The organism is Halalkalibacter lacteus (assembly GCF_036663595.1).
Classification (GTDB): Bacteria; Bacillota; Bacilli; order Bacillales; family Bacillaceae_D; genus Halalkalibacter; species Halalkalibacter lacteus.
The window spans coordinates 1-21,814 of record NZ_JAWRVL010000017.1; the positions used below are offsets into that span (position 1 = coordinate 1).

19 protein-coding genes are annotated in these 21,814 nt (G+C 39.0%); 18 read left to right on the plus strand and 1 reads right to left on the minus strand.

Going from position 1 to position 21,814, the window contains the following annotated elements:
• The first annotated feature begins 250 nt into the window (after positions 1 to 250).
• The 15 genes from nusB (at position 251) to SAZ04_RS13365 (ending at position 15,990) form a co-directional block, all read left to right on the plus strand.
• Positions 251 to 649 carry a transcription antitermination factor NusB gene (nusB, locus tag SAZ04_RS13295; RefSeq protein WP_332695881.1) on the plus strand — a complete coding sequence of 133 codons (399 nt, stop codon included), beginning with the start codon at positions 251 to 253 and terminating at the stop codon, positions 647 to 649.
• 27 nt (positions 650 to 676) lie between these two features.
• Positions 677 to 1,522 carry a bifunctional methylenetetrahydrofolate dehydrogenase/methenyltetrahydrofolate cyclohydrolase FolD gene (gene folD, locus SAZ04_RS13300; RefSeq protein WP_332695884.1) on the plus strand — a complete coding sequence of 282 codons (846 nt, stop codon included), beginning with the start codon at positions 677 to 679 and terminating at the stop codon, positions 1,520 to 1,522.
• A gap of 9 nt (positions 1,523 to 1,531) precedes the next feature.
• Positions 1,532 to 2,881 carry an exodeoxyribonuclease VII large subunit gene (xseA, locus tag SAZ04_RS13305; RefSeq protein WP_332695886.1) on the plus strand — a complete coding sequence of 450 codons (1,350 nt, stop codon included), beginning with the start codon at positions 1,532 to 1,534 and terminating at the stop codon, positions 2,879 to 2,881.
• Positions 2,882 to 2,893: 12 nt separating this feature from the next.
• Positions 2,894 to 3,127, plus strand: coding sequence for an exodeoxyribonuclease VII small subunit (locus SAZ04_RS13310; RefSeq protein WP_332695888.1), 234 nt, complete (start codon positions 2,894 to 2,896; stop codon positions 3,125 to 3,127).
• A gap of 2 nt (positions 3,128 to 3,129) precedes the next feature.
• Positions 3,130 to 4,020: a polyprenyl synthetase family protein gene (locus SAZ04_RS13315; RefSeq protein ID WP_332695890.1), complete on the plus strand. Its 891-nt coding sequence runs from the start codon at positions 3,130 to 3,132 to the stop codon at positions 4,018 to 4,020.
• Positions 4,021 to 4,713: 693 nt separating this feature from the next.
• On the plus strand, positions 4,714 to 5,322 hold the full coding sequence (locus SAZ04_RS13320; protein WP_332695892.1) for a hypothetical protein: 609 nt from the start codon (positions 4,714 to 4,716) through the stop codon (positions 5,320 to 5,322).
• 10 nt (positions 5,323 to 5,332) lie between these two features.
• Positions 5,333 to 7,222, plus strand: a complete 1,890-nt coding sequence (gene dxs / locus SAZ04_RS13325) for a 1-deoxy-D-xylulose-5-phosphate synthase (RefSeq protein WP_332695894.1) — start codon at positions 5,333 to 5,335, stop codon at positions 7,220 to 7,222.
• Positions 7,223 to 7,228: 6 nt separating this feature from the next.
• The gene (locus SAZ04_RS13330; RefSeq protein WP_332695896.1) at positions 7,229 to 8,071 is read left to right on the plus strand and encodes a TlyA family RNA methyltransferase; all 843 of its coding nucleotides are present in this window, start codon (positions 7,229 to 7,231) and stop codon (positions 8,069 to 8,071) included.
• 254 nt (positions 8,072 to 8,325) lie between these two features.
• A complete protein-coding gene (gene ahrC / locus SAZ04_RS13335) occupies positions 8,326 to 8,775 on the plus strand; it encodes a transcriptional regulator AhrC/ArgR (RefSeq protein WP_332695898.1) in 450 nt (149 codons plus the stop codon).
• A 15-nt stretch (positions 8,776 to 8,790) separates the two neighbouring features.
• A complete protein-coding gene (gene recN, locus SAZ04_RS13340; RefSeq protein WP_332695900.1) occupies positions 8,791 to 10,515 on the plus strand; it encodes a DNA repair protein RecN in 1,725 nt (574 codons plus the stop codon).
• Positions 10,516 to 10,639: 124 nt separating this feature from the next.
• Entirely contained in the window at positions 10,640 to 11,929 is a 1,290-nt protein-coding gene (gene spoIVB / locus SAZ04_RS13345) for a SpoIVB peptidase (RefSeq protein WP_332695902.1), read from the plus strand.
• Positions 11,930 to 12,170: 241 nt separating this feature from the next.
• Positions 12,171 to 12,965, plus strand: coding sequence for a sporulation transcription factor Spo0A (gene spo0A, locus SAZ04_RS13350; RefSeq protein ID WP_332695904.1), 795 nt, complete (start codon positions 12,171 to 12,173; stop codon positions 12,963 to 12,965).
• A gap of 448 nt (positions 12,966 to 13,413) precedes the next feature.
• Positions 13,414 to 14,541 carry a putative cytokinetic ring protein SteA gene (steA, locus tag SAZ04_RS13355; protein ID WP_332695906.1) on the plus strand — a complete coding sequence of 376 codons (1,128 nt, stop codon included), beginning with the start codon at positions 13,414 to 13,416 and terminating at the stop codon, positions 14,539 to 14,541.
• Entirely contained in the window at positions 14,534 to 15,199 is a 666-nt protein-coding gene (locus tag SAZ04_RS13360; RefSeq protein ID WP_332695908.1) for a glycosyltransferase family 2 protein, read from the plus strand. Before steA ends, SAZ04_RS13360 begins: the two co-directional genes overlap by 8 nt.
• Complete coding sequence (locus SAZ04_RS13365) at positions 15,196 to 15,990, plus strand: hypothetical protein (protein WP_332695910.1); 795 nt, start codon at positions 15,196 to 15,198, stop codon at positions 15,988 to 15,990. Before SAZ04_RS13360 ends, SAZ04_RS13365 begins: the two co-directional genes overlap by 4 nt.
• A 60-nt stretch (positions 15,991 to 16,050) precedes the next feature.
• Here the strand turns inward: SAZ04_RS13365 and SAZ04_RS13370 are convergent, their stop codons facing one another.
• Positions 16,051 to 16,290 (minus strand): DUF2627 domain-containing protein, encoded by a 240-nt coding sequence (locus tag SAZ04_RS13370; protein ID WP_332695912.1) that lies wholly within the window; start codon positions 16,288 to 16,290, stop codon positions 16,051 to 16,053.
• 292 nt (positions 16,291 to 16,582) lie between these two features.
• Here SAZ04_RS13370 and SAZ04_RS13375 point away from each other — a divergent pair, with 292 nt between their 5' ends.
• The 3 genes from SAZ04_RS13375 (at position 16,583) to lpdA (ending at position 21,813) form a co-directional block, all read left to right on the plus strand.
• Entirely contained in the window at positions 16,583 to 18,637 is a 2,055-nt protein-coding gene (locus SAZ04_RS13375; protein WP_332695914.1) for a sigma-54-dependent Fis family transcriptional regulator, read from the plus strand.
• A gap of 387 nt (positions 18,638 to 19,024) precedes the next feature.
• A complete protein-coding gene (bcd, locus tag SAZ04_RS13380) occupies positions 19,025 to 20,122 on the plus strand; it encodes a branched-chain amino acid dehydrogenase (protein ID WP_332695916.1) in 1,098 nt (365 codons plus the stop codon).
• Between the two features lie 269 nt (positions 20,123 to 20,391).
• Entirely contained in the window at positions 20,392 to 21,813 is a 1,422-nt protein-coding gene (lpdA, locus tag SAZ04_RS13385; protein ID WP_332695918.1) for a dihydrolipoyl dehydrogenase, read from the plus strand.
• Position 21,814: the final 1 nt, after the last annotated feature.

Genomic DNA, 21,814 nt, shown 5'->3' on the forward strand with positions numbered 1-21,814 from the left:
GAGGAGCCATTGCAACTTCGAAGGGAAAAAAGGACGCTCTTCCCTTTTTGAACAATCTCGAAGCAATGTGCGGAGCCATTGGCCTCTTTTGGACACACTCATAAATAAGAAGGACCGTTTATTTGGACAAGTTGTAATAGTGAATAGAGAAAGCGAAAGATTCTTCACGATACAATCTAAATTGTTCTGTTTTAGCTCTACATGTTATGCTATTATCAACATATTAAAAGTACAAGAAGGAGTTTGAATAATGAATCGAAGAGTAGCAAGACTAAGAGCAGCACAAGCGCTCTATCAAATAGATTTAACAACAGAAAGTGACAGTGAGGTTGCCATTCAAAGTGTTCTGGATGAAGGAGAAACTCCAAGTTCATTTATGCTTGACCTTGTTCGTGGAACACTCGATCGTAAAAGTACAATCGATCCTGTCATTTCATCTAGCCTTCAAGGGTGGACACTTGACCGTATGGGGCTTGTGGACAGAGCGATTGTTCGTATGACACTTTACGAGATGAAGTACATTGATGACATTCCTGTAAATGTCACTTTCAATGAAGGAATAGAGTTAGCAAAGGCTTTTGGTGGAGAAGAGTCAGGGAAATTTGTGAACGGTGTATTATCGAAAGCGATAGAAAAGTTACAAAACTAAACGAAATTAAAAGGAGTGGACAAGTTCATGACAGCTTTATTATTAAATGGAAAAGAATTAGCAGCTAAAAAAAGAGAACAATTGAAAAAAGACGTAGAGGTATTAGCCTCACAGAATATTGTGCCTGGCTTAGCCGTTATCCTTGTAGGGGAAGATCCGGCTTCGCAATCGTATGTTAAAGCAAAGCAAAAAGCATGTGAGCAAGCAGGCATTCATTCAGTATTAATCAAAAAGCCAAATACAATATCAGAAGAGGAATTACTATCTGAAATTGATCGTCTTAATCATGATGAAACAATTGATGGGATTTTAGTTCAATTGCCAATCCCAGATCATATTTCTGAACAGGCTGTAATTGAACGAATTGCTCCTAACAAAGATGTAGATGGGTTTCACCCAATTAATATTGGGAAAATGATGACGGGAGAAGAAACGTTTTTACCGTGTACTCCTTTTGGTGTTGTTGAGATGCTAAAAGAGGCAGAAATTGATCTTGTTGGAAAACACGTGGTAGTTGTTGGTAGAAGCAACATTGTCGGAAAGCCAGTTGGACAGCTCCTGTTAAATGAACATGCAACTGTTACATATACTCATTCTCGAACGAAGAATTTACGTGAAATGACCAATCTTGCTGATATTTTAATTGTTGCAATTGGAAAGCCAAAATTCATTGAGGCAGAGGATGTTAAAGAGGGTGCAGTTGTTGTTGATGTAGGTATTAATCGAGTTGATGGAAGACTTTGTGGTGATGTTGATTTTGATAGTGTCAAAGAAAAAGCGTCATACTTAACGCCTGTTCCTGGTGGGGTAGGTCCGATGACAATTACGATGCTCCTTGAAAATACAGTTCTGTCAGCAAGAAAGCGTTCGTAGAGGTTCATAATGGCTGCTAAGAGTGTATTAACGATTTCTGAAGTGACTCGTTATATAAAATCTCTAATGGAAGAAGATGTGTTGCTTCAAAGTGTTTGGATAAGAGGTGAGCTTTCAAACGTCAAGATGCATAGTCGTGGTCATTTGTATTTTACGGTAAAAGACGATAAATCAAGAATGCAAGCCGTTATGTTTGCGGGACATAATAGATATTTAGCGTTTAAGCCGGAGAATGGTATGAAAGTATTGCTTCGTGGAGAAGTCAATGTGTATGAACCGTATGGACAGTATCAATTTTATGCAAAAGAAATGCAACCAGACGGAGTTGGCAGTCTGTATCTTGCCTATGAAAAGCTCAAAGCACAACTTGAACGAGAAGGGTTGTTTGCACCTGAAAGAAAAAAGGCGCTTCCGCAATTTCCTTCTCGTATTGCGGTGATTACATCTCCAACGGGTGCTGCGATTCGTGATATTGTGACAACATTAAAGCGACGCTACCCGATTGCTCAGATTACGTTACTTCCTGTTCTTGTGCAAGGAGAGTTGGCGCCTGGTTCCATTATGCGTGCAATTGAACAAGCAGATCTTGCTAATTGTTTTGATTGTTTGATCGTGGGGCGTGGAGGCGGTTCAATTGAAGAATTATGGGCTTTTAACGATGAGGGTGTTGCAAGAGCAATTGCAACAGCGCATGTGCCTATTATTTCTGCGGTTGGACACGAGACAGATTTTACGATAAGCGATTTTGTTGCTGATTTACGTGCACCGACTCCTACGGGGGCAGCTGAGTTGGCTGTTCCTGACTATAAGGAAATTCATCGATCTTTATCTATGATGCGAAAGAGACTTCAGAAAGTCATGACTGATAAAATTACTACTGAAACTTCTAAGTTAGAAAGATTGAAGCGATCCTATGCATTCAGGTATCCAGAACAATTAATTCGTCAAAAGGAACAGCAACTTGATGGCTATATGGATCGGCTAAAGCGAGCCATTGTATCAACGGTGACACAGTCATCTACTCAATTAAAGCATCTAGATAAATCCTTAACTAGGCTTCATCCGCATGTGAGAGTAGGGCAAGCAAAGGATCATAAGAAGCAATTACAGCATTCACTTATCAAAGCGATGCAAGAACAACTTAAGTCAAAGCGATTGCCTTTTGAAAAAGCCATTGGTGAATTGAACCTTCTTAGTCCTCTGAGGTTGATGGATCGTGGTTACAGTTTAGCCTATGATCATGAAGAGAAATCACTAATTAAATCAACGAAACAGGTTAAGGTTGGTACGAAGGTAGATATACGTCTAAAAGACGGGACACTTCTATGTCTTGTTGAGGACACTGATCCATTGGAATAGGAGGAGAAAAAGATGACAGAGAAAAAGGAACTGAATTTTGAGGAAGCAATGCAGGAGCTTGAGCAGGTAGTTGAACGTCTTGAACAAGGTGATGTTCCACTAGAAAAAGCCATTTCAATGTTTCAAGAAGGAATGAGTCTATCGAAACAATGTCATGAAAAGCTTGAACAAGTTGAAAAACAAATGGATCAAATCCTTCATGAAGATGGAGAGTTGGAACTGTTACATTTTCAGGAGGATGAGTGATTGTGACTGAAGAACTTACTTCCTTTCTAAAGGAAATAAAAAATGGCGTTGAAGAACGATTACATAAACACCTAGAACAGTTAACAGCACCTAATACATTAAAAGACGCCATGATTTATTCATTAAATGCTGGTGGAAAAAGAATTAGACCGGCCCTTCTACTTGCAACAATAAAAAGTTTTGAAAAGCCGATAAGCAAAGGCTTGGACATGGCTTGTGCAATTGAGATGATTCACACGTATTCACTCATTCATGATGATTTACCTGCAATGGATGATGATGATTTACGACGAGGGAAACCTACGAATCATAAAGTTTTTGGTGAAGCGATGGCAATATTAGCTGGCGATGCACTGCTTACATATAGCTTTGAGCTCGTTGCAACGATGAATGAAAAGGAAATAACGGCGGTGCAAAAATTACAATTGATCCAAGAGTTGGCGAAAGCTGCTGGGCCAGAAGGAATGGTTGGTGGTCAAGTTGCTGATATTGAAGGAGAAAATCAAGATTTGACTTTAGAAGAACTTGTATACATTCATGAGCATAAGACAGGTGATCTTCTGACTTTGTCGATCGTGGCAGGGGCAATTATTGCTGGTGCTACATCAGATGACATAAAGAATTTAAGGTTGTTTGCCAAGGAACTAGGTCTCATGTTTCAAATCAAAGATGATATCCTTGATGTAGAAGGAGATACGGAGATAATTGGAAAACCAAGCGGTAGTGATGATGGAAATAATAAGAGTACATACCCTAACCTTTTAGGATTAAATGGGGCAAAAAAGAAACTTGATGAGCATATGTTACGTGCAAAAGAATATTTATATAATGTAAATATGAATCATAAGCTCCTTTTGACATTAACAACCTATGTAGCAGAGCGCGACCATTAATTCAAAGCATTTCCATTGAGGTTGTAAATGGCTCATGCTATAATAGCGAGACATGAGTGGTGCAGTATTCTAGTCAGTCCTCCGTTCTTGAAGGCGGGGCTAAAAATCCGCCAAAGGGCACATCGATGAAGCTCCTTGTCTTGGCTTGAGGCGCCCAGCCTTGGGTCTTGATTGGGAGAAAAGGTAGTAGGGCGATCCACAAAGGCATGTGGGCGTTGACCCTCCTACCGTGGAGGCCTTTTGCTCGGGCCATACACGAGTATGGTTTAAGGGCAAAGGGTATGAACCTGCAAAGGCAAGCTAGGGAGCTTGTCAGCAGCGTAGCCTGCCTTGAGTGGAGGGAGAGGGGATTATGGAAATGAGGTCATCTCTGTCGGCCAACAGATTTTGACTTTAACCCATATGAAATCTACTCTGCAAAAGAGGATAAAAGATCGGCAAGGGACTGCTGAGGAAATCTCCTAGACTGTTCAATAGACATTTAAAGAGGATTGCAGTGTAGACTAAGTGGTAATCCAGTCTGACGATTGGTGACAACGTCAAGTTTAGTATAAAGGGAAACCGCCTCTGCGGCGACGCGGAGGAGCTGAACTGGGAAATCCTACTGGACCTAAGCTACAGAGTTTACTCTTTAAATGACCACTCCCAATATATACATAGTACTTTTTAAAAAAAGGTGATCGATAGACTATTATGAAACCTCTTCAGAAATCAATACATTGGAGTTTGGGAATCGCCGTTATCACACTTGTGTTAGCGGCTATTTTTTCAGTTATTTCCACGTTTATTTTAAGTGGCGTTACTTGGGCAATCGGCATGATGATTGTCTTTGTTATTGTCTTTTTAGGTGTATTCTTTGATACAATAGGTGTAGCCGCAACCGCAGCGGATGAGAAACCATTCCATGCAATGGCATCTGAACGCTTACATGGAGCGAAACATGCAGTGTTAATAACTAGAAATGCTGATAAATTTGCTAACTTTTGTAATGATGTAATTGGTGATATTTCTGGTATTATTAGTGGAACCGCATCTGCATACGTCGTTTTGAAACTGTCTATTCAGTTAGGCTATGGAGATACATCGTTCCAGCAATTTGCAATTTCCATTCTTTTTACGAGCGTTGTCGCTGCTTTAACGGTAGGAGGCAAAGCCGTTGGGAAAACAATAGCGATTCATTACTCGACTCCAATCATCTATCAAGTCGGTAGATTATTATATTTTTTAGAGGTTAGATTAAAAATAAAAGTATTTTCAACAAATGGGAAAGCAAAGAAAAAAGACAAATTGTCTCGAAAGTGAGGGTTCCTTTATGAAACTAGAGGAATTTAAAGACCCAAGCGACCTTAAGAATTATTCAAAAGCACAACTCGAGGAGCTCGCTGAAGATATCAGGTATTTTCTAATTGAAAAATTATCCGTAACAGGAGGACATCTTGGACCGAACTTAGGAGTTGTTGAACTTACTCTCGCTTTACATCATTTATTTGAGAGTCCGAAGGATAAGTTTATTTGGGATGTAGGTCATCAAGCATATGTTCATAAGATTCTTACAGGCCGGGCGGATCAATTTGATAAACTACGTCAATACAAGGGACTATGTGGCTTTCCAAAGCGTAATGAAAGCGAGCATGATGTATGGGAAACCGGTCATAGCTCGACTTCTCTTTCAGCTGCAATGGGGATGGCTACGGCAAGAGATATTAAAGGTACAGATGATAATGTCGTAGCAATAATTGGTGATGGGGCTCTTACAGGAGGAATGGCTCTTGAGGCATTAAATCATATTGGGCATGAGCAAAAAGATTTGATTGTGATCTTAAATGATAATGAAATGTCGATTGCTCCGAATGTGGGTGCTTTGCATAATGTATTAGGGCGTTTGCGTACGGCAGGTAAATACCATAAGGCAAAAGAAGAGCTAGAACAATTAATTAAAAAGATCCCAGCATTTGGCGGGAAGCTAGCATCTACAGCTGAACGAGTAAAGGATAGCTTAAAATATTTACTTGTATCAGGGATCTTCTTTGAAGAATTAGGTTTCACTTATTTAGGTCCTGTTGATGGACATGACCTTGATGACTTAACAGAAAACTTGAAATATGCTAAGAAGACGAAAGGCCCAGTGCTTGTTCATGTTTTGACGAAAAAAGGAAAAGGGTATGAGCCTGCAGAAAACGATGCAAAAGGAACATGGCATGGTCTTGGACCGTACAAGATTGAGTCTGGTGAAGTTGTGAAAAAGCCAGGACCTCCTAGTTACAGTGGCGTTTTTGCTGAAACATTAAAGAAAATCGCACGCGAGGATAAGCGGATTGTTGCGTTAACCGCTGCGATGCCAGGCGGAACGAAGCTCGATGTATTTGCAAAAGAGTTCCCTAAGAGAATGTTTGATGTAGGGATAGCGGAACAACACGCTACGACGATGGCTGGTGGTTTAGCGACACAAGGGATGAAGCCAGTTTTTGCGGTCTATTCAACTTTCTTACAACGCGGATATGATCAAGTCGTTCATGATATTTGTAGACAAAATTTAAATGTTGTGTTTGCGATTGACCGAGCAGGACTTGTAGGAGCAGATGGTGAAACACACCAAGGTGTATTTGATATTGCCTACCTTCGTCATCTTCCGAATATGAAAATTTTAATGCCGAAAGATGAAAATGAATTACAGCATATGATCTTTACAGCGTGTCAATATGACGGCGGTCCGATAGCTGTTCGTTATCCTCGAGGAAACGGGTATGGTATAAAAATGGATGAACAGTTACAGCAACTTCCGATTGGGAAATGGGAAACGTTAACAGACGGAACAGATGCCTGTATTTTAACGTTTGGAACAATGATTCCTGTTGCAGAAGAGGTAGTAAGTCAGTTAACGAAACAAGGTATTTCTGTTAAATTAGTAAATGCAAATTCTGTCAAACCATTAGATGAGCAACTTTTGCTTGATTTAGCTAAATTAGAAATACCACTACTGACTCTAGAGGAAGCAGCTCTTCAAGGTGGCTTTGGCAGTGCTGTATTGGAATTTTTCCATGATCACGATTACCACAACGTCGAAGTGAAACGAATGGGGATTCCGGATAAATTTATCGAGCACGGTAGTGTATCTGAATTGCTTGAAGAAATTGGACTGACTTCAGCAAATGTTCTCGATCAACTTGTGACCATGCTACCGAAAAAAAGACAAAGGGCGTAACGAACATTGACTAAGAAGGAACGTATTGATGTTTTGCTAGTAGAACGTGGTCTTATTGAAACGAGAGAAAAGGCGAAACGTTCAATTATGGCTGGTCTTGTTTTTTCTGGAACAGAAAGAATAGATAAGCCAGGTATTAAGATTGATCGTGAAACCCCACTTGAGATTAAAGGAAATCCTCTTCCATATGTCAGCCGTGGAGGGTTGAAATTAGAAAAGGCAATTTCTCTTTTTAACCTTTCATTAGAGGATAAAATTGTGATTGATATAGGCGCATCAACGGGTGGATTTACCGATTGCTCATTGCAAAATGGGGCAAAAGCTGTTTATGCACTGGATGTAGGCTATAATCAACTAGCGTGGAAGTTAAGGCAGGACGTGCGTGTAACGGTGATGGAACGAACCAATTTTCGTTACGTAAAGCCAGAAGATTTAGTGGAAGGCTTACCTCAATTTGCAACGATTGACGTTTCCTTTATCTCTTTAAAGCTTATCCTACCTGTTCTTAAAACGGTTCTTGTTTCAAATAGTGATGTTATCGCACTAGTGAAACCCCAATTTGAAGCGGGACGAGAGCAAGTTGGGAAAAAAGGAATTGTTCGAGACAAACACGTTCATGAAGATGTGTTAAAACGAATGACGGAATTTGCAATTGCTGAAGGCTATGATGTAGTAGGCCTTAGTTTTTCTCCGATTAAAGGAGGAGAAGGCAATATTGAATTTTTGATGCATTTGCATTATGAGGCAACAAAAGAAATGGGTAAGATTGATGATGCGATTTCTGTAAAAGATGTCGTTGATGAGGCACACGAATCATTAAAAGCGAAACAAGTTGAAGCAAATAACTAATCACTAAGCCTTAGTTCAGCAATGGACTGAGGCTTTTTGAATAATTATGAAAATGGAAGTAAGGAATGTCTAAAAGAGTTTTTGTTGACTTCTAGCTTATATAACAACTGAACCCTCGACCTTCTTGGTTGTAAATAGGAGAAATAAAGAGAATTTCTTGTTTTTTTGCAATTTATGTCGTCTCTAATGTTGTATTGTAACAAAAATACGTGGATAATGAAGGTATGAGATAGCATAGAAATAGGTGGGAAAAGATGAATAAGGGACAAAGACATATAAAAATTCGAGACATTATCGCAAATAATGAGGTTGAAACACAAGATGATTTGGTAGCACAATTAAGACAAGCAGGGTTTAACGTTACTCAGGCAACGGTTTCAAGGGACATAAAGGAGTTGCACCTTGTTAAGGTGCCGATGCTAGATGGCCGTTATAAGTATAGCTTACCTGCTGATCAACGATTTAATCCGCTGCAGAAACTAAAGCGCGCGTTAATGGATAGTTTTGTCAGTATCGATCTTTCTGAAAATTTAATTGTGATGAAGACACTGCCGGGTAACGCCAACTCAATTGGGGCGTTAATTGATAACCTTGATTGGACCGAGATTATGGGCACGATTTGTGGTGACGATACGATTTTAATTATTTGTAAAAATAAAGAAGAATGCCCGGAGGTTTCCGGGCGGTTTTTAGATATGCTATAAGGGTGTGTGACGTACATGTTAATTGAATTATCAATTAGACATTTTGCGATTATTGAAGAATTAACAGTTCAATTCGATAAAGGATTAACTGTTTTGACAGGGGAAACGGGAGCAGGTAAATCGATTATTATTGATGCGATTGGATTGCTTCTTGGTGGAAGAGGTTCAGCAGAATATGTTCGGTACGGAGAAAAACGTGCAGAAATTGAGGGGTTGTTCATCGTAGAAGATAACCATCCTATCATACAGAAAGCGATGGAAGTTGGGATTGATGTTCAAGATTCCATGTTTATACTTAGAAGAAATATTAGCTCTCAAGGAAAAAGCATTTGCCGAGTAAATGGAAAGTTGGTTACTCTTGCTATTTTACGGGAAATTGGACAAGCTCTTGTCGATATTCATGGTCAACATGAACACCAAACGTTAATGCAACCGGAAGAGCATATTGTAATGTTGGATGGATTTATTCAAAAAAAACTTGCTCCAACCCTTGACGAGTATCAAAGTCTATATAAGCGGGCACTTCATCTCAAAAAACAAGTTTCGAGTTTAAGTAAAAATGAGCAGGAGATGGCGCAAAAGCTAGACTTACTTCAGTATCAACTAGACGAGATTGAACAAGCGAAATTGATACCGAATGAAGACGTTCAATTAATGGATGAACGACACAAGCTCGCTCATAGCGAAAAATTATTTTCCCTTCTCCAAGACAGTTACAGAAGTTTATATGGAGAAGGGAGAGGTCTGGATTTCCTAACTACTGTTTTGACACATCTTGAGGAGGCGGGGACGATTGATCAGGATCTTAAACCGTTAGTGGAGTCGGTGAGCAACAGTTTTTACTTGTTAGAAGAAGCTGCTTTTACATTAAGGGATCGTGTTGAACAAATTGAATTTGACCCAAACCGTCTTGAATTTATTGAAAGTCGTCTTCACGATATTCAACGATTGAAACGAAAATACGGAGAATCAGTCGATGATATTTTAGAATATGCATCTAGAGTAGAGGAAGAGCTTGATTCCATCATTCATAAAGATGACCGAATTATCAAATTGAAGGAAGAGTTAGATATCTTGTGGAGAGACCTTCTTGTTGAATCAAGAGCATTAACAACGATTAGAAAGCAAGGAGCAAAGGAGCTAACCGAAGCCATTCACAAGCAACTTCGCTCTTTATATATGGAAAAAACGATCTTTGATGTTCGTGTTTTTGAAAAGGCTCGAGGAAAACACTCGCCAGTTATTGATGATCAAACAGTTCCATTCAGTCATAATGGAATCGATGCAGTTGAATTTTATTTGTCAACGAATCCTGGAGAACCGATGAAGCCTCTTTCTAAAGTAGCTTCTGGTGGTGAAATTTCAAGAATTATGCTCGCCATTAAATCAATTTTTTCTAATCAACAAGGTGTAACGTCTGTTATCTTCGATGAAGTTGATACGGGAGTTAGTGGTCGTGTTGCTCAAGCAATAGCAGAAAAGATACATGCGATCTCAATTGGTTCACAAGTGTTGTGTATTACCCATTTGCCGCAAGTAGCTGCGATGGCTGATTCACATCTTTATATTCACAAGCAAGAAGAGAATGAACGGGTAACAACATCAGTGAAATTGCTTTCGACAGAAGAGAAAATAAATGAACTTGCTCGTATGATTTCTGGAGTAGAAATGACAGACTTAACGAAACAACATGCGAAGGAATTATTGGAGCTCGCTGAACTGCATAAACAACCTGCATGAAAAGCTAACCAAAAAAGGTTAGCTTTTTTCTTTTTGTTCCAGTTATAAATGTTCACATCGAAGGCAACATTAATAGTACAGCCAGTAACGGAGGTGTGGGCAAGGAGCTAGGAGAGTGAAGTGAGTGAGAGGCGATGTAATACGAAAAACAGTAGGTATCCTTGTTTTGTTATTTGTTGTAAGTCTAGGCTTTTCTGATGCAGTGCGTGAATGGGTTCAAATTCCTACAGCGATGACGGTTTTTGAGGGAGAGTTGTCTCCAGTAGAGGATGCAACGAAATCATTTAAAGCTGTAGCAGCAGCAACAGCACCATCAGCACTTACATTTCAAATGAATGGAGCAAGTGAATCAGAACAAACAGAAAACGTATCATTAGAAGTTGCAGGATTTCCTGTGAAAAGCATTGATGTTAATGTTCTTCCAAAAACAGAAGTTATACCGGGTGGACAATCGATTGGAGTTAAGTTAAATACTGAAGGAGTGCTCGTAGTTGGTCACCATCTAGTGGAAAGTGATGATGGGAATGCTTCGCCTGGAGAAGAAGCAGGAATAGAAGTGGGCGATATGATTACGAAGATTGATGACTATGAGATTCAGCGAATGAGTCAAGTTGGTGAGTATGTACAAACTGCAGGTGAAGATGGGCGTAGTCTAAAACTTGAAATAAAACGAGATAAACAAACGATTGAGAAAAAATTAACACCTTTAAAAGCCAAAGGAGAACATTCATACCGAATGGGTCTTTATATACGAGATTCAGCCGCAGGTGTAGGAACGTTAACCTTTTATGATCCAATTTCAAAAAAATACGGGGCATTGGGTCATGTAATATCTGATGTGGATACACAAAAACCAATTGTTGTCCATGATGGTCAAATTATTCGCTCGTCGGTCACATCAATTGAAAAAGGAAGCAATGGTGACCCAGGTGAGAAACTTGCAAGTTTATCAACACAACGAGATGTATTGGGTACAATTGAAAAAAATAGTTCATTTGGCATATTTGGAACGTTAAAAGAAGCAAATTTAAAAAATAAAGTCTATGACAAAAAAATGCCTATTTCGCTTTCAACCCATGTAAAAGAAGGACCGGCTAAGATTTTAACCGTTGTAGAAGGGGAAGATGTTGAAGAATATGACATCGAAATTGTGAGCTCAGTCCCACAAAAACAACCAGCCACTAAAGGAATGGTTATTAAAGTAACGGACCCTAAATTACTGGAAGCTACAGGCGGAATTGTACAAGGAATGAGTGGAAGTCCGATTATTCAAGATGGAAAACTGATTGGTGCAGTTACGCATGTCTTTGTAAACGATCCAACGAGTGGATACGGATGTCATATAAGTTGGATGCTAGAAGAAGCAGGAGTAACTGATCATTTTGCAAATAAACATGGAGCCAAAGCGAGTTAAATCGTTTTGGCTTCTTTTCAATTTAATAATTTGTGGTATGATAAAGGTACGCAAAGAAAATTCGACAAATAGATATCGGCGATTTTCAAAATGCGAATTAGGTCGAATGAGGGAGTATACTGGAGAAAAACTGAGGAAACCACAAGAAACTTAAATAAAATTAAAAAATAAAAGGATTTGAATGGTCACTGTCGAAAACCTATGTTAAGACAGAAAAACAGGAAACAGAGGAGGCTATTTTGTGCAAAAAATAAAAGTATGTATTGCAGATGATAACCGTGAGTTAGTCAACTTACTAAATGAATACATATCAACTCAAAATGACTTGCAAGTTGTCGGGACAGCATATAACGGTCAGGAATGTTTGAGTTTAATTGAGGAACAAGAACCAGATGTTCTTATTTTGGATATTATTATGCCTCATTTAGATGGTTTGGCTGTTCTTGAGCGAATTAATAAACTGAATTTGAAGAAAAAACCTAATATTATTATGCTAACAGCGTTCGGACAAGAGGATGTAACGAAAAAAGCAGTTGACCTAGGAGCGGCCTATTATGTATTAAAGCCTTTTGACATGGAAGTGTTAATTACTAATATCCGTGAAGTTAGTGGGCAAACAAGATCGTTTATCCAACAATCCTCAACGCATTCATATATTTCAAATCACCAAAAGGATCGTAGCTTTAACTTAGATGCGAGCATTACAAGTATTATACATGAAATTGGTGTGCCAGCTCATATAAAAGGATACATGTACTTACGTGAAGCTATTACGATGGTGTACAATGATATTGAACTTTTAGGATCAATTACAAAGGTTCTTTATCCGGATATTGCTAAGAAGTTTAATACAACTTCAAGTCGTGTAGAACGCGCGATTCGTCACGCGATTGAAGTTGCTTGGAGTCGTGGCAATATTGATTCTATTTCTAGTTTATTTGGTTATACAGTTAGTCATTCAAAGGCAAAGCCAACGAATTCTGAATTTATCGCAATGGTTGCAGATAAATTGCGAATTGAACATAAGGTTTCTTGAAAGAATCCAAAAGCAAATGAATCAGATCGAGAGGATTGATTCGTTAAACACTTCTATAACGAAATAGAAGTGTTTTTTTATGTCTGAGTCAGAAAAATGAAAAGGGTTTCAACTACCTATATAGTATTTAATGTAGAGAGGGGAGTGTTTTTTTGTTCAATGATAGTAGAGCGAATATTATCTTTGTTATTGGAGTAGCCATTATAATGAAATTTACAGTAGCATGTAGCCTATTATTGGTCTGGCGTCAGATAAAGAAAAAGAGAAAATAATAAGCATTGCCATGGGAAGTGCTTATTATTTACCTGGAAAATGGCTATGAAAATTGAATGGAAATGAAACAATCTATTTGTTACTTTCAAAACAAATAGAAGATCATGAGTGATTGATAAATAAATTTAAGAAAACTGCTCATATTATGACCAAACGGTGCAAAGAGGGTTTTCATATGAATAAGTTAATTAAAGGACCTATCTATGAACATAAGCAGACAAAGAAACTGCTCCATTATTTACCAAAACGTTCTATTGTGTTTTTATGGCATGAAGATTTAGACGGTGTGGCAGTAGATGGACTGATTGAAGCAAAGGTTAAGGCAGTAATAAATGGTAAGACTTCAATGAGTGGTCGTTATCCTCAACATCATGTAGAACATCTGCTACAAGCTGGGGTGCCTGTATTTGATGTGGTGTATTCTTCTAAACAAGAGGGGTGCTATCAAGGAGAAGAAGCCATCATTTTTCAAAATGAATTATATGTTGAACAAAAGAATGAACCAGTTTATGTAGCTAGTTTGCTCTCCTATACAGGAGACCTAATCGAGGAGAAAGTAAAATTAGCAAAGAATAATTATTCAAATCAATTTCAACATTTTGTTCAAAATACATTACAATATGCTGAACGTGAATATGACTGGTTTACACAAAATCCAGAGTTGCCAGCTTCTCTTTCTAAGTTAAAAGAGACAGAAGTTTTTGTTGTAGCAAGGAATACGAATTACGAAAAGGATATAAAAGCTGTTCGTCACGCTTTAGTAAAGTCGAAAACGCTGATTGTAGCAGTAGATGGAGCAGCTGATGGGCTATTAAAACACAAAGTCGTTCCTGATTTCATTATTGGCGATATGGATTCTATTAGTGAAAAAGCCATTCATTGTGGGGCGGTGCTTATTTGCCATGAGCATCCGAATGGACATTCCCCCGGAAAAGAACGCTTACAAGAGCTAGGATTAGATGTTGACACGATCCGATTTGTAGGAACAAGTGAAGATGTTGCGATTACAGCTTCCTATTGGGCAGGAGCAGACCGGTTGTTTTTAATCGGCTGTCGAACAGGAATGACAGAATTTCTTGAAAAAGGACGAGCTGGTATGGGATCAACTTGGCTGTGCCGAATTCAAGCAGGTGAGAAAATTACCGATTTAAAAGGAATTCATACGTTGGAGGGCAACAATAGTCTCGTGTTCAAATGGCAATGGAAAGATCACAAGAAACCATCGTTTGTTGAAGCGATTCAAACCCTTGTAAACGATCGTATCGTAGCATGGAAGAAAAAGGAGGTTCTTCGTCATGATTGACATCTCATTTATTATCCCAGCCTATAATGAAGAAAAGAGAATTGGGACAACGTTAGCAGCTATTAGGAAACATTTCCCTTCAGCTGAGGTAATTGTAATAGATGATGGCAGTCGTGATAAGACAAGAGAAATTGCTGAAATGTATGCGGACAAGGTTATTTCAAGTTCAATCAACAAAGGCAAGGGCTACGCAATGCAACAGGGGTGGCGTTTAGCAACGAGAACCTATATTGCTTGTTTAGATGCGGACTTAGAGGAATCGGCAAAAGACGTCTCCTCACTTATACAGCCACTTCAACAGGGAAGGGCAGATGTCACCATTTCAATAATTAAACCTGGAAAAAAAGCTGGAATGGGGTTTGTCAAACGAAGAGTTCAATCTATCGTTCTCAGGGAAACTGGTGTGAAATTACAAGCTCCACTATCAGGTCAACGAGTTTTTCATCGAAAGTGGTTACCTGTTTTACTAAGAAGGTCTTATCATGGTTTCGGAATTGAAACACAAATGACAATTGATTTATTGCAAGCGGGAGCAAAGTGTTTAGAAATCCCGACAACCATGCAACATAGAGAAATGGGGAGAGACATTAAAGGGTTTGTTCATCGCATGAAACAATGGGCAGACATCGAAAGGCAGCTTAGAGGAGTAAGACCATGATCGCATTTTTTATTTCAATGCCGGTTGTTGCCTACTTAAGTATGATCACGTTTCAAACGATGAATTTAGGTGTTCTAAATTATGAGAATAAGCAAGTTCCTTATAGCTTAGGTGTTGTTATTATTTATAGTTTTGCTTTTACTTACGCTTTTCCCCCTCAAATAAATGAAACGTTGTCCTTCTCTGCTTTTTTATATGTGTTTAGTATTTGGTTTCTTGGCCTGATTGATGACATATATGGAAAGCCTTATCCAAAAGGACTAAAAGGTCATATTATGCATGCAATTGGAAAAGGTATTTTCACAACAGGTTTAGTTAAAGCCGTAGGAACTGTTGCATTTGCAATTTTATTTCTGTGGATGAATCAACCTGACTCTATTGTTGCTTCGTTTGTTGCCTTATGTTTGTTAATCGGATTTCCCCATGTTATGAACTTATTTGATACACGCCCATTGAGAGTTTGGAAGGTGACGGTATGTATTGTTATATTTGTACTTATTACCAATCCGCTGCCGTCTTTTGTTTTCATCATGATTCTGCTTTCAGTCTTTTATGTTCTTTATGTGTTAGAAGGATATAAAAAAGCAATGCTGGGGGATAACGGAGCTACTGTTATAGGTGCTATTTTGGCCGTGGTTATTTTGAATCATCTAAGTTTACTACTTCAAATGTTGCTTCTGTTCATCGTGGTTTTGTTCATTGCACTAGCAGAGAAATATTCTTTTTCAAAAGTAATTGAGAGGTCATCATTATTAAGAAGGATCGATCAGCTTGGTGTAATGAGAAAATGAAAAGAGGGACTTAAAGGTTGCTTTTTACCTTTTGAGTCCCTCTCTGAAACGGCGTATTTGTCATTTGGGTTTTTGAAACCTAGGGGCAATTTTGCCATTCTTTCGATCGCGATAAAAGATAAAACCCCCAATAAAGCTTAACCCAGCTATAAAGGCTATCAAACCTACTAGGAATTGTAGCGATAAATTTGGATAAGGGAAATTGTGAAGCTGAAAAAAAGTATCCCTCATTAATTTTATTCCATAGCCAGCAAATAACCCTGGTATGATTAATATCATTAGCGCAAGAAAACGTCCCATCTAACATTCCTCTTTCTTTGTAAACTTTATGTTCGTGTTCAAACAGCGACTTCAATGGCTTTGCATGCTCTCCCTTATAGGCTGTGGTTGCAAGAACCAACACGAACGACTATAAGCATGATTCTAATTGCTTCAAGGATGATTATTGTATCAATTTCATCTAACTCTATTTTATCTAAAATTCTTTACTGTGTACATCTTAGTAGTTGCATTTTTGTGTCATTTGCGTAATAGTAAAAGGAGGAAAATTGATAGTAGAAGTTAAGACCAAGTCATAAAAAGGGGGATGTAGATGAAGCGAGCCATTATTATTGGTGCTGGTCAAGGTGGGACAGCCCTGTTACAGATGCTCATGAATATTGAACACATTCAAGTCGTAGCCATGTTTGATATTCAAACGTCAGCCCCGGGTATAGTAGAGGCGAAAAAACATCACATTCAGACGGGTACCGATTGGAAACTGATCTGCCACACTCAGATTGATTATGTTTTTGAGGTAACGGGAATACCGAGTGTTTTAATCGAACTACGAACAACGCTCGATCCGAAGACGATGATTGTTTCGTCTCAACTTGCCAGACTTTTCTACTCGTTAATGAAAGAAAAAGATCAGCTTATTCAACGTTTAAATGAACAAATGTCGATACAGGAAACGATTTTAAATTCTACACATGATGGCATGATTGCTATTGATACGAACGAGCATGTGTTGATTTTTAATAAAGCTGCTGAACGGATTTCGGGAACGACTGCTGTTTCTGCAATTGGACGTCTAATAAAAGATGTCTTTCGATCGAGTGGGTTGCCTCGAGTTATGAGAACTCAAGAGGCAGAGCACCATCGTAAACAGCAATTAGAAAACGGAACAAATGTTATTACAACAAGAGTACCGATGTTTGAAGAAGGTCGTTGTATTGGTGCTCTAGCTGTTTTTAAAGATATAACAGACATTGTTGAGATGTCGGATCAAGTAATAAACCTGAAAAACATTCAGACAATGCTCGAGGCGATCATTCATTCTTCAAATGATGCGATCTCTGTGGTAGATGAAAAGGGTATTGGCTTGATGATAAATCCTGCTTATACGAGGCTAACGGGTTTGCAGCCAGAGAACGTAATCGGTCATCCTGCCACAGCTGACATTTCAGAAGGAGAAAGCATGCATTTACAAGTTCTCGATACAGGTAAGGCGGTTCGAGGTGTTACGTTAAAGGTCGGGCCCAATAATAGAGATGTGATTGTAAACGTCGCACCGATTATTGTAGAAGGTGCAAAGCGTGGAAGTGTAGGGGTTATCCATGATGTATCAGAATTAAAAACATTACATACCCAACTCGAAAAAGCGAAGAAGAGAATCCAAACGCTTGAAGCGAAATATTCGTTTAACGAAATTGTTGGGACCTCAGATGAGATGAAAGTAGCGATTGACCAAGCAAAATTAGCAGCTTCCACTCCGGCAACGATTTTGTTAAGAGGCGAATCAGGGACAGGAAAAGAGCTATTTGCACATGCTATACATAACGAAAGTAAGAGGAGTCATCATTCATTTGTTCGAGTAAATTGTGCAGCGTTATCAGAACAACTACTTGAAAGTGAATTGTTTGGATACGAAGAAGGTGCTTTTTCTGGGGCGAAACGTGGAGGAAAGCGCGGGCTGTTTGAAGAAGCAGATAATGGGAGTATTTTTCTTGATGAAATAGGTGAAATATCCAGTGCGATGCAAGCGAAGCTACTCAGAGTTTTACAGGAACAAGAAATTGTAAGAGTTGGAGGAACGAAGCCAATCTCAATTGATGTTCGGATTATTGCAGCGACAAATGTAAATTTAGAAAAGGCAATTGCCGAGAATCGTTTTCGTGAAGACCTTTATTATCGTCTAGACAAGTTCCCTATCTACATCCCTCCTTTACGTGAGAGAATGAATGATCTCAGTCAGCTGGCTGGACATCTTTTAATGAAATTAAACAGAGATTATGGAAGATATGTTCAATCGATTTCCAAAGAGGCGATAAATAACTTAACGTCTTATCATTGGCCGGGAAATGTCCGAGAGCTAGAAAATGTTCTAGCTCGGACAATGATTTACATGGAGCCGTCTAGTCAAAGTGTTGAGCGACATCACTTACCAACTCTTCATCCTGTGACTGTCGCACCAGGTTTACTTGTTCAAAGTAATCAGAGCATAGAGGTAGAAGGTGACCTCCAAAAGGTAGTAAATGAATATGAAAAGAACGTTATTGTACAAACGTTAGACAAATGCCAAGGAAGTCGTACGAAGGCAGCAAAAGCGCTCGGAATTTCTATTCGTTCACTTTATTATAAATTGGAAAAATACAATATTGCATAATCTAGCATGCAGATGTTTGCATGATAATGAAAAAAGTTGCACGTTTAATTTTGGAATGTAATCGTTTTGTGAAGACTAGTAAAGATTCTTTCTAAGTTTCTTTCTAACTTTTTAAAAAACCTTTTCCTACCCGATTCATAGCTATGTAACAACAAAAAAGCGTTGACCTTCAGTTATGTCAGATGAAAGCGGGTTATGATAGCATGCAAGAGAAACTAAGTCTTCTGCCAGAACGCTGTCTCTAATAAAAAATGAGTAAGAGGATAAGTTGAATTTCTCTTGAAAAAGTTCTGTAGCAATCTGAGTCTTTCAAATGGCATGGAACTTGCAGTAAGAAGGCAAGGGGCTCATCTCAAAACGAGATGACATATTCAAGGAGGCAACAAAATGGAATTATTTTCATATATGGAAAATTACGATTATGAACAAGTCGTTGTCTGCCAAGATAAATTATCAGGATTGAAGGCGATTATTGCCATTCATGATACGACGCTTGGTCCGGCTCTTGGTGGAACCAGAATGTGGATGTATGACACAGAGGAAGATGCATTTGAGGATGCATTACGGTTAGCAAAAGGAATGACGTATAAAAACGCTGCGGCTGGATTGAACCTTGGTGGAGGAAAAACCGTTATTATTGGTGATCCACGTAAAGATAAAAATGAGGAAATGTTTCGCGCCTTTGGCAGGTACATTCAAGGCTTAAACGGGCGTTATATTACAGCAGAAGATGTCGGAACGACTGTTCAAGATATGGATACGATTTATGAAGAAACTGATTATGTAACAGGAATTTCGCCTGCTTTTGGATCATCTGGAAATCCATCTCCCATAACAGCTTATGGAGTTTACGTTGGTATGAAAGCTGCTGCAAAAGAAGCTTTTGGTACCGATGATTTAGCTGGAAAGACGATTGCCGTTCAAGGAGTGGGCAATGTTGCTTATAACTTATGTAAACATCTTCATCAAGAAGGAGCGTCTTTAATCGTTACAGATATCAATAAGGAATCTGTCCAACGTGCGGTTGCGGACTTTAATGCAAAGGCTGTAGACGTAAATGATATTTATGGAGTGGAATGTGATATATTTGCACCATGTGCTTTGGGTGCGATCATAAATGATAAAACGATTCCGCAGTTCAAAGCAAAAGTGATTGCGGGTGCTGCAAACAACCAATTAAAAGAAGAACGCCACGGTAGCTTAATTCACGAAATAGGTATTGTCTATGCACCTGATTATGTTATTAATGCAGGAGGCGTTATTAACGTTGCCGACGAATTAAATGGATACAATAGTGAACGTGCGTTAAAGAAAGTAGAAGGGATTTATCAAAACATTGAAAAAGTGATAGATATATCGAAGCGAGACCAAATCCCGACATTTAAAGCGGCAGATCGTATGGCAGAAGAACGAATTGAACGCATGAGACGATCAAGACGTCAATTCTTACAAAACGGACAACACATCCTATCTCGCCGCCGCTAGAGAGTTTGTATAAAAAGGTCGGTTTTTACCTTTTTATACAAACTCGAAGGACAAAAAATGACCGGAAAACAAAGAGCAAAGAACGGAAATAGTGACGGGAAGATCGGAAAAACTTTGCAGCGGTTTCGAGGGTCTAAGCTGTCTATTACTGGTTTTCTCCTATACGATATTAGTGAGAGAAGGCAGTGCCAAAATTCATAAAGTAAGTTGTACAAATAAAAGTCGTTTATTACCACCACTTACATAAGGAGCAAGGAGGGATCGATTGTATGGCTGAAGAATACGATCTTGTTATTTTAGGAGCAGGTACAGGAGGCTATGTTGCAGCGATACGTGCTGCGCAACATGGATTAAAAGTAGCTGTTGTCGAAAAAGAAAAACTTGGGGGAACATGTTTACACAAAGGGTGCATACCTAGTAAAGCACTGCTTCGGAGTGCTGAAGTGTTGGCGACTGCGAAACGATCGGATGAGTTTGGTGTGAGTACAAGTGATGTTAAACTTGATTTCGCGAAAGTTCAAAAAAGAAAAGAGTCTATTGTCGAGCAATTGTATCGTGGTGTTCAACATTTAATGAAAAAGGGAAAAATTGATGTTTTTGAAGGGAAAGGCCGAATACTCGGTCCATCGATTTTTTCACCGACACCTGGAACGATATCCATTGAGCGGTCGGATGGTCAAGAAAACACGATGCTTATTCCGAAAAATGTTATCATCGCAACAGGCTCTTCTTCTCGGGGATTGCCAGGCCTAGAAGCTGATGGAAAGTACATATTATATTCAGATCATGCCCTTGACTTAGAAGTATTACCATCCTCTATCATCATTGTAGGTGGAGGGGTTATCGGAGTGGAATGGGCGTCTATGCTGAATGATTTTGGTGTAGACGTCACGGTCATTGAATACAGTGAGCAGATTCTCCCAACAGAAGATGCTGATATAGCAAAAGAAGCTGCAAGAATTTTAAGGAATAAAGGCATCAAAATCGTGACAAGTGCGAAAGTGTTACCAGAAACGTTGGCGAAAGATCAAGGCGTTACGATTTGTGCTGAGCTAAACGGTCAAGAAGAAACGTATCAAGCGGATCAATTATTGCTTTCGGTTGGTCGTAGTCCAAATGTATCTGATATTGGCCTTGATAATACGGATATTCAAGTCGACAATGGTGCGATTACCGTGAATGAATACAATCAAACGAAAGAATCGAACATCTACGCGATTGGTGACGTCATTGGTGGGTTACAGCTTGCCCATGTTGCATCTCATGAAGGCATTGTGGCCGTTGATCATCTAACTGGTAAGAAATCAGCCCCAATTAATTACGATACAGTTGCAAAGTGTATTTATAGCTCACCAGAAATCGCAAGCGTGGGTCTAACAGAAAAGCAAGCAATTGAACAAGGTTTCAGTGTGAAAGTGGGAACCTTTCCGTTTAAGGCGATTGGGAAAGCTCTTGTTTATGGGCAATCGGATGGGTTTGTCAAAATCATTGCGAATAAAGACAATGATGATGTATTAGGTGTTCATATGATTGGACCTCATGTGACTGATCTTATTTCTGAAGCGGCATTAGCCAAAGTTGTTGATGCAGCGCATTTTGAAATAGCTGAAATGATCCATCCGCATCCTACATTATCTGAGGTTATTGGCGAGGCAGCCTTAGCTATAGATGGTCTTGCAATCCATTCTTAAA

What these genes read in the sequence shown, in the direction of transcription:
- nusB (WP_332695881.1), top strand. Translation starts at nt 251, where the DNA reads ATGAATCGAAGAGTAGCAAGACTAAGAGCAGCACAAGCGCTCTATCAA.
- folD (WP_332695884.1), top strand. Translation starts at nt 677, where the DNA reads ATGACAGCTTTATTATTAAATGGAAAAGAATTAGCAGCTAAAAAAAGA.
- xseA (WP_332695886.1), top strand. Translation starts at nt 1,532, where the DNA reads ATGGCTGCTAAGAGTGTATTAACGATTTCTGAAGTGACTCGTTATATA.
- SAZ04_RS13310 (WP_332695888.1), top strand. Translation starts at nt 2,894, where the DNA reads ATGACAGAGAAAAAGGAACTGAATTTTGAGGAAGCAATGCAGGAGCTT.
- SAZ04_RS13320 (WP_332695892.1), top strand. Translation starts at nt 4,714, where the DNA reads ATGAAACCTCTTCAGAAATCAATACATTGGAGTTTGGGAATCGCCGTT.
- dxs (WP_332695894.1), top strand. Translation starts at nt 5,333, where the DNA reads ATGAAACTAGAGGAATTTAAAGACCCAAGCGACCTTAAGAATTATTCA.
- ahrC (WP_332695898.1), top strand. Translation starts at nt 8,326, where the DNA reads ATGAATAAGGGACAAAGACATATAAAAATTCGAGACATTATCGCAAAT.
- recN (WP_332695900.1), top strand. Translation starts at nt 8,791, where the DNA reads ATGTTAATTGAATTATCAATTAGACATTTTGCGATTATTGAAGAATTA.
- steA (WP_332695906.1), top strand. Translation starts at nt 13,414, where the DNA reads ATGAATAAGTTAATTAAAGGACCTATCTATGAACATAAGCAGACAAAG.
- SAZ04_RS13360 (WP_332695908.1), top strand. Translation starts at nt 14,534, where the DNA reads ATGATTGACATCTCATTTATTATCCCAGCCTATAATGAAGAAAAGAGA.
- SAZ04_RS13365 (WP_332695910.1), top strand. Translation starts at nt 15,196, where the DNA reads ATGATCGCATTTTTTATTTCAATGCCGGTTGTTGCCTACTTAAGTATG.
- SAZ04_RS13370 (WP_332695912.1), bottom strand. Translation starts at nt 16,290, where the DNA reads ATGGGACGTTTTCTTGCGCTAATGATATTAATCATACCAGGGTTATTT.
- SAZ04_RS13375 (WP_332695914.1), top strand. Translation starts at nt 16,583, where the DNA reads ATGAAGCGAGCCATTATTATTGGTGCTGGTCAAGGTGGGACAGCCCTG.
- bcd (WP_332695916.1), top strand. Translation starts at nt 19,025, where the DNA reads ATGGAATTATTTTCATATATGGAAAATTACGATTATGAACAAGTCGTT.
- lpdA (WP_332695918.1), top strand. Translation starts at nt 20,392, where the DNA reads ATGGCTGAAGAATACGATCTTGTTATTTTAGGAGCAGGTACAGGAGGC.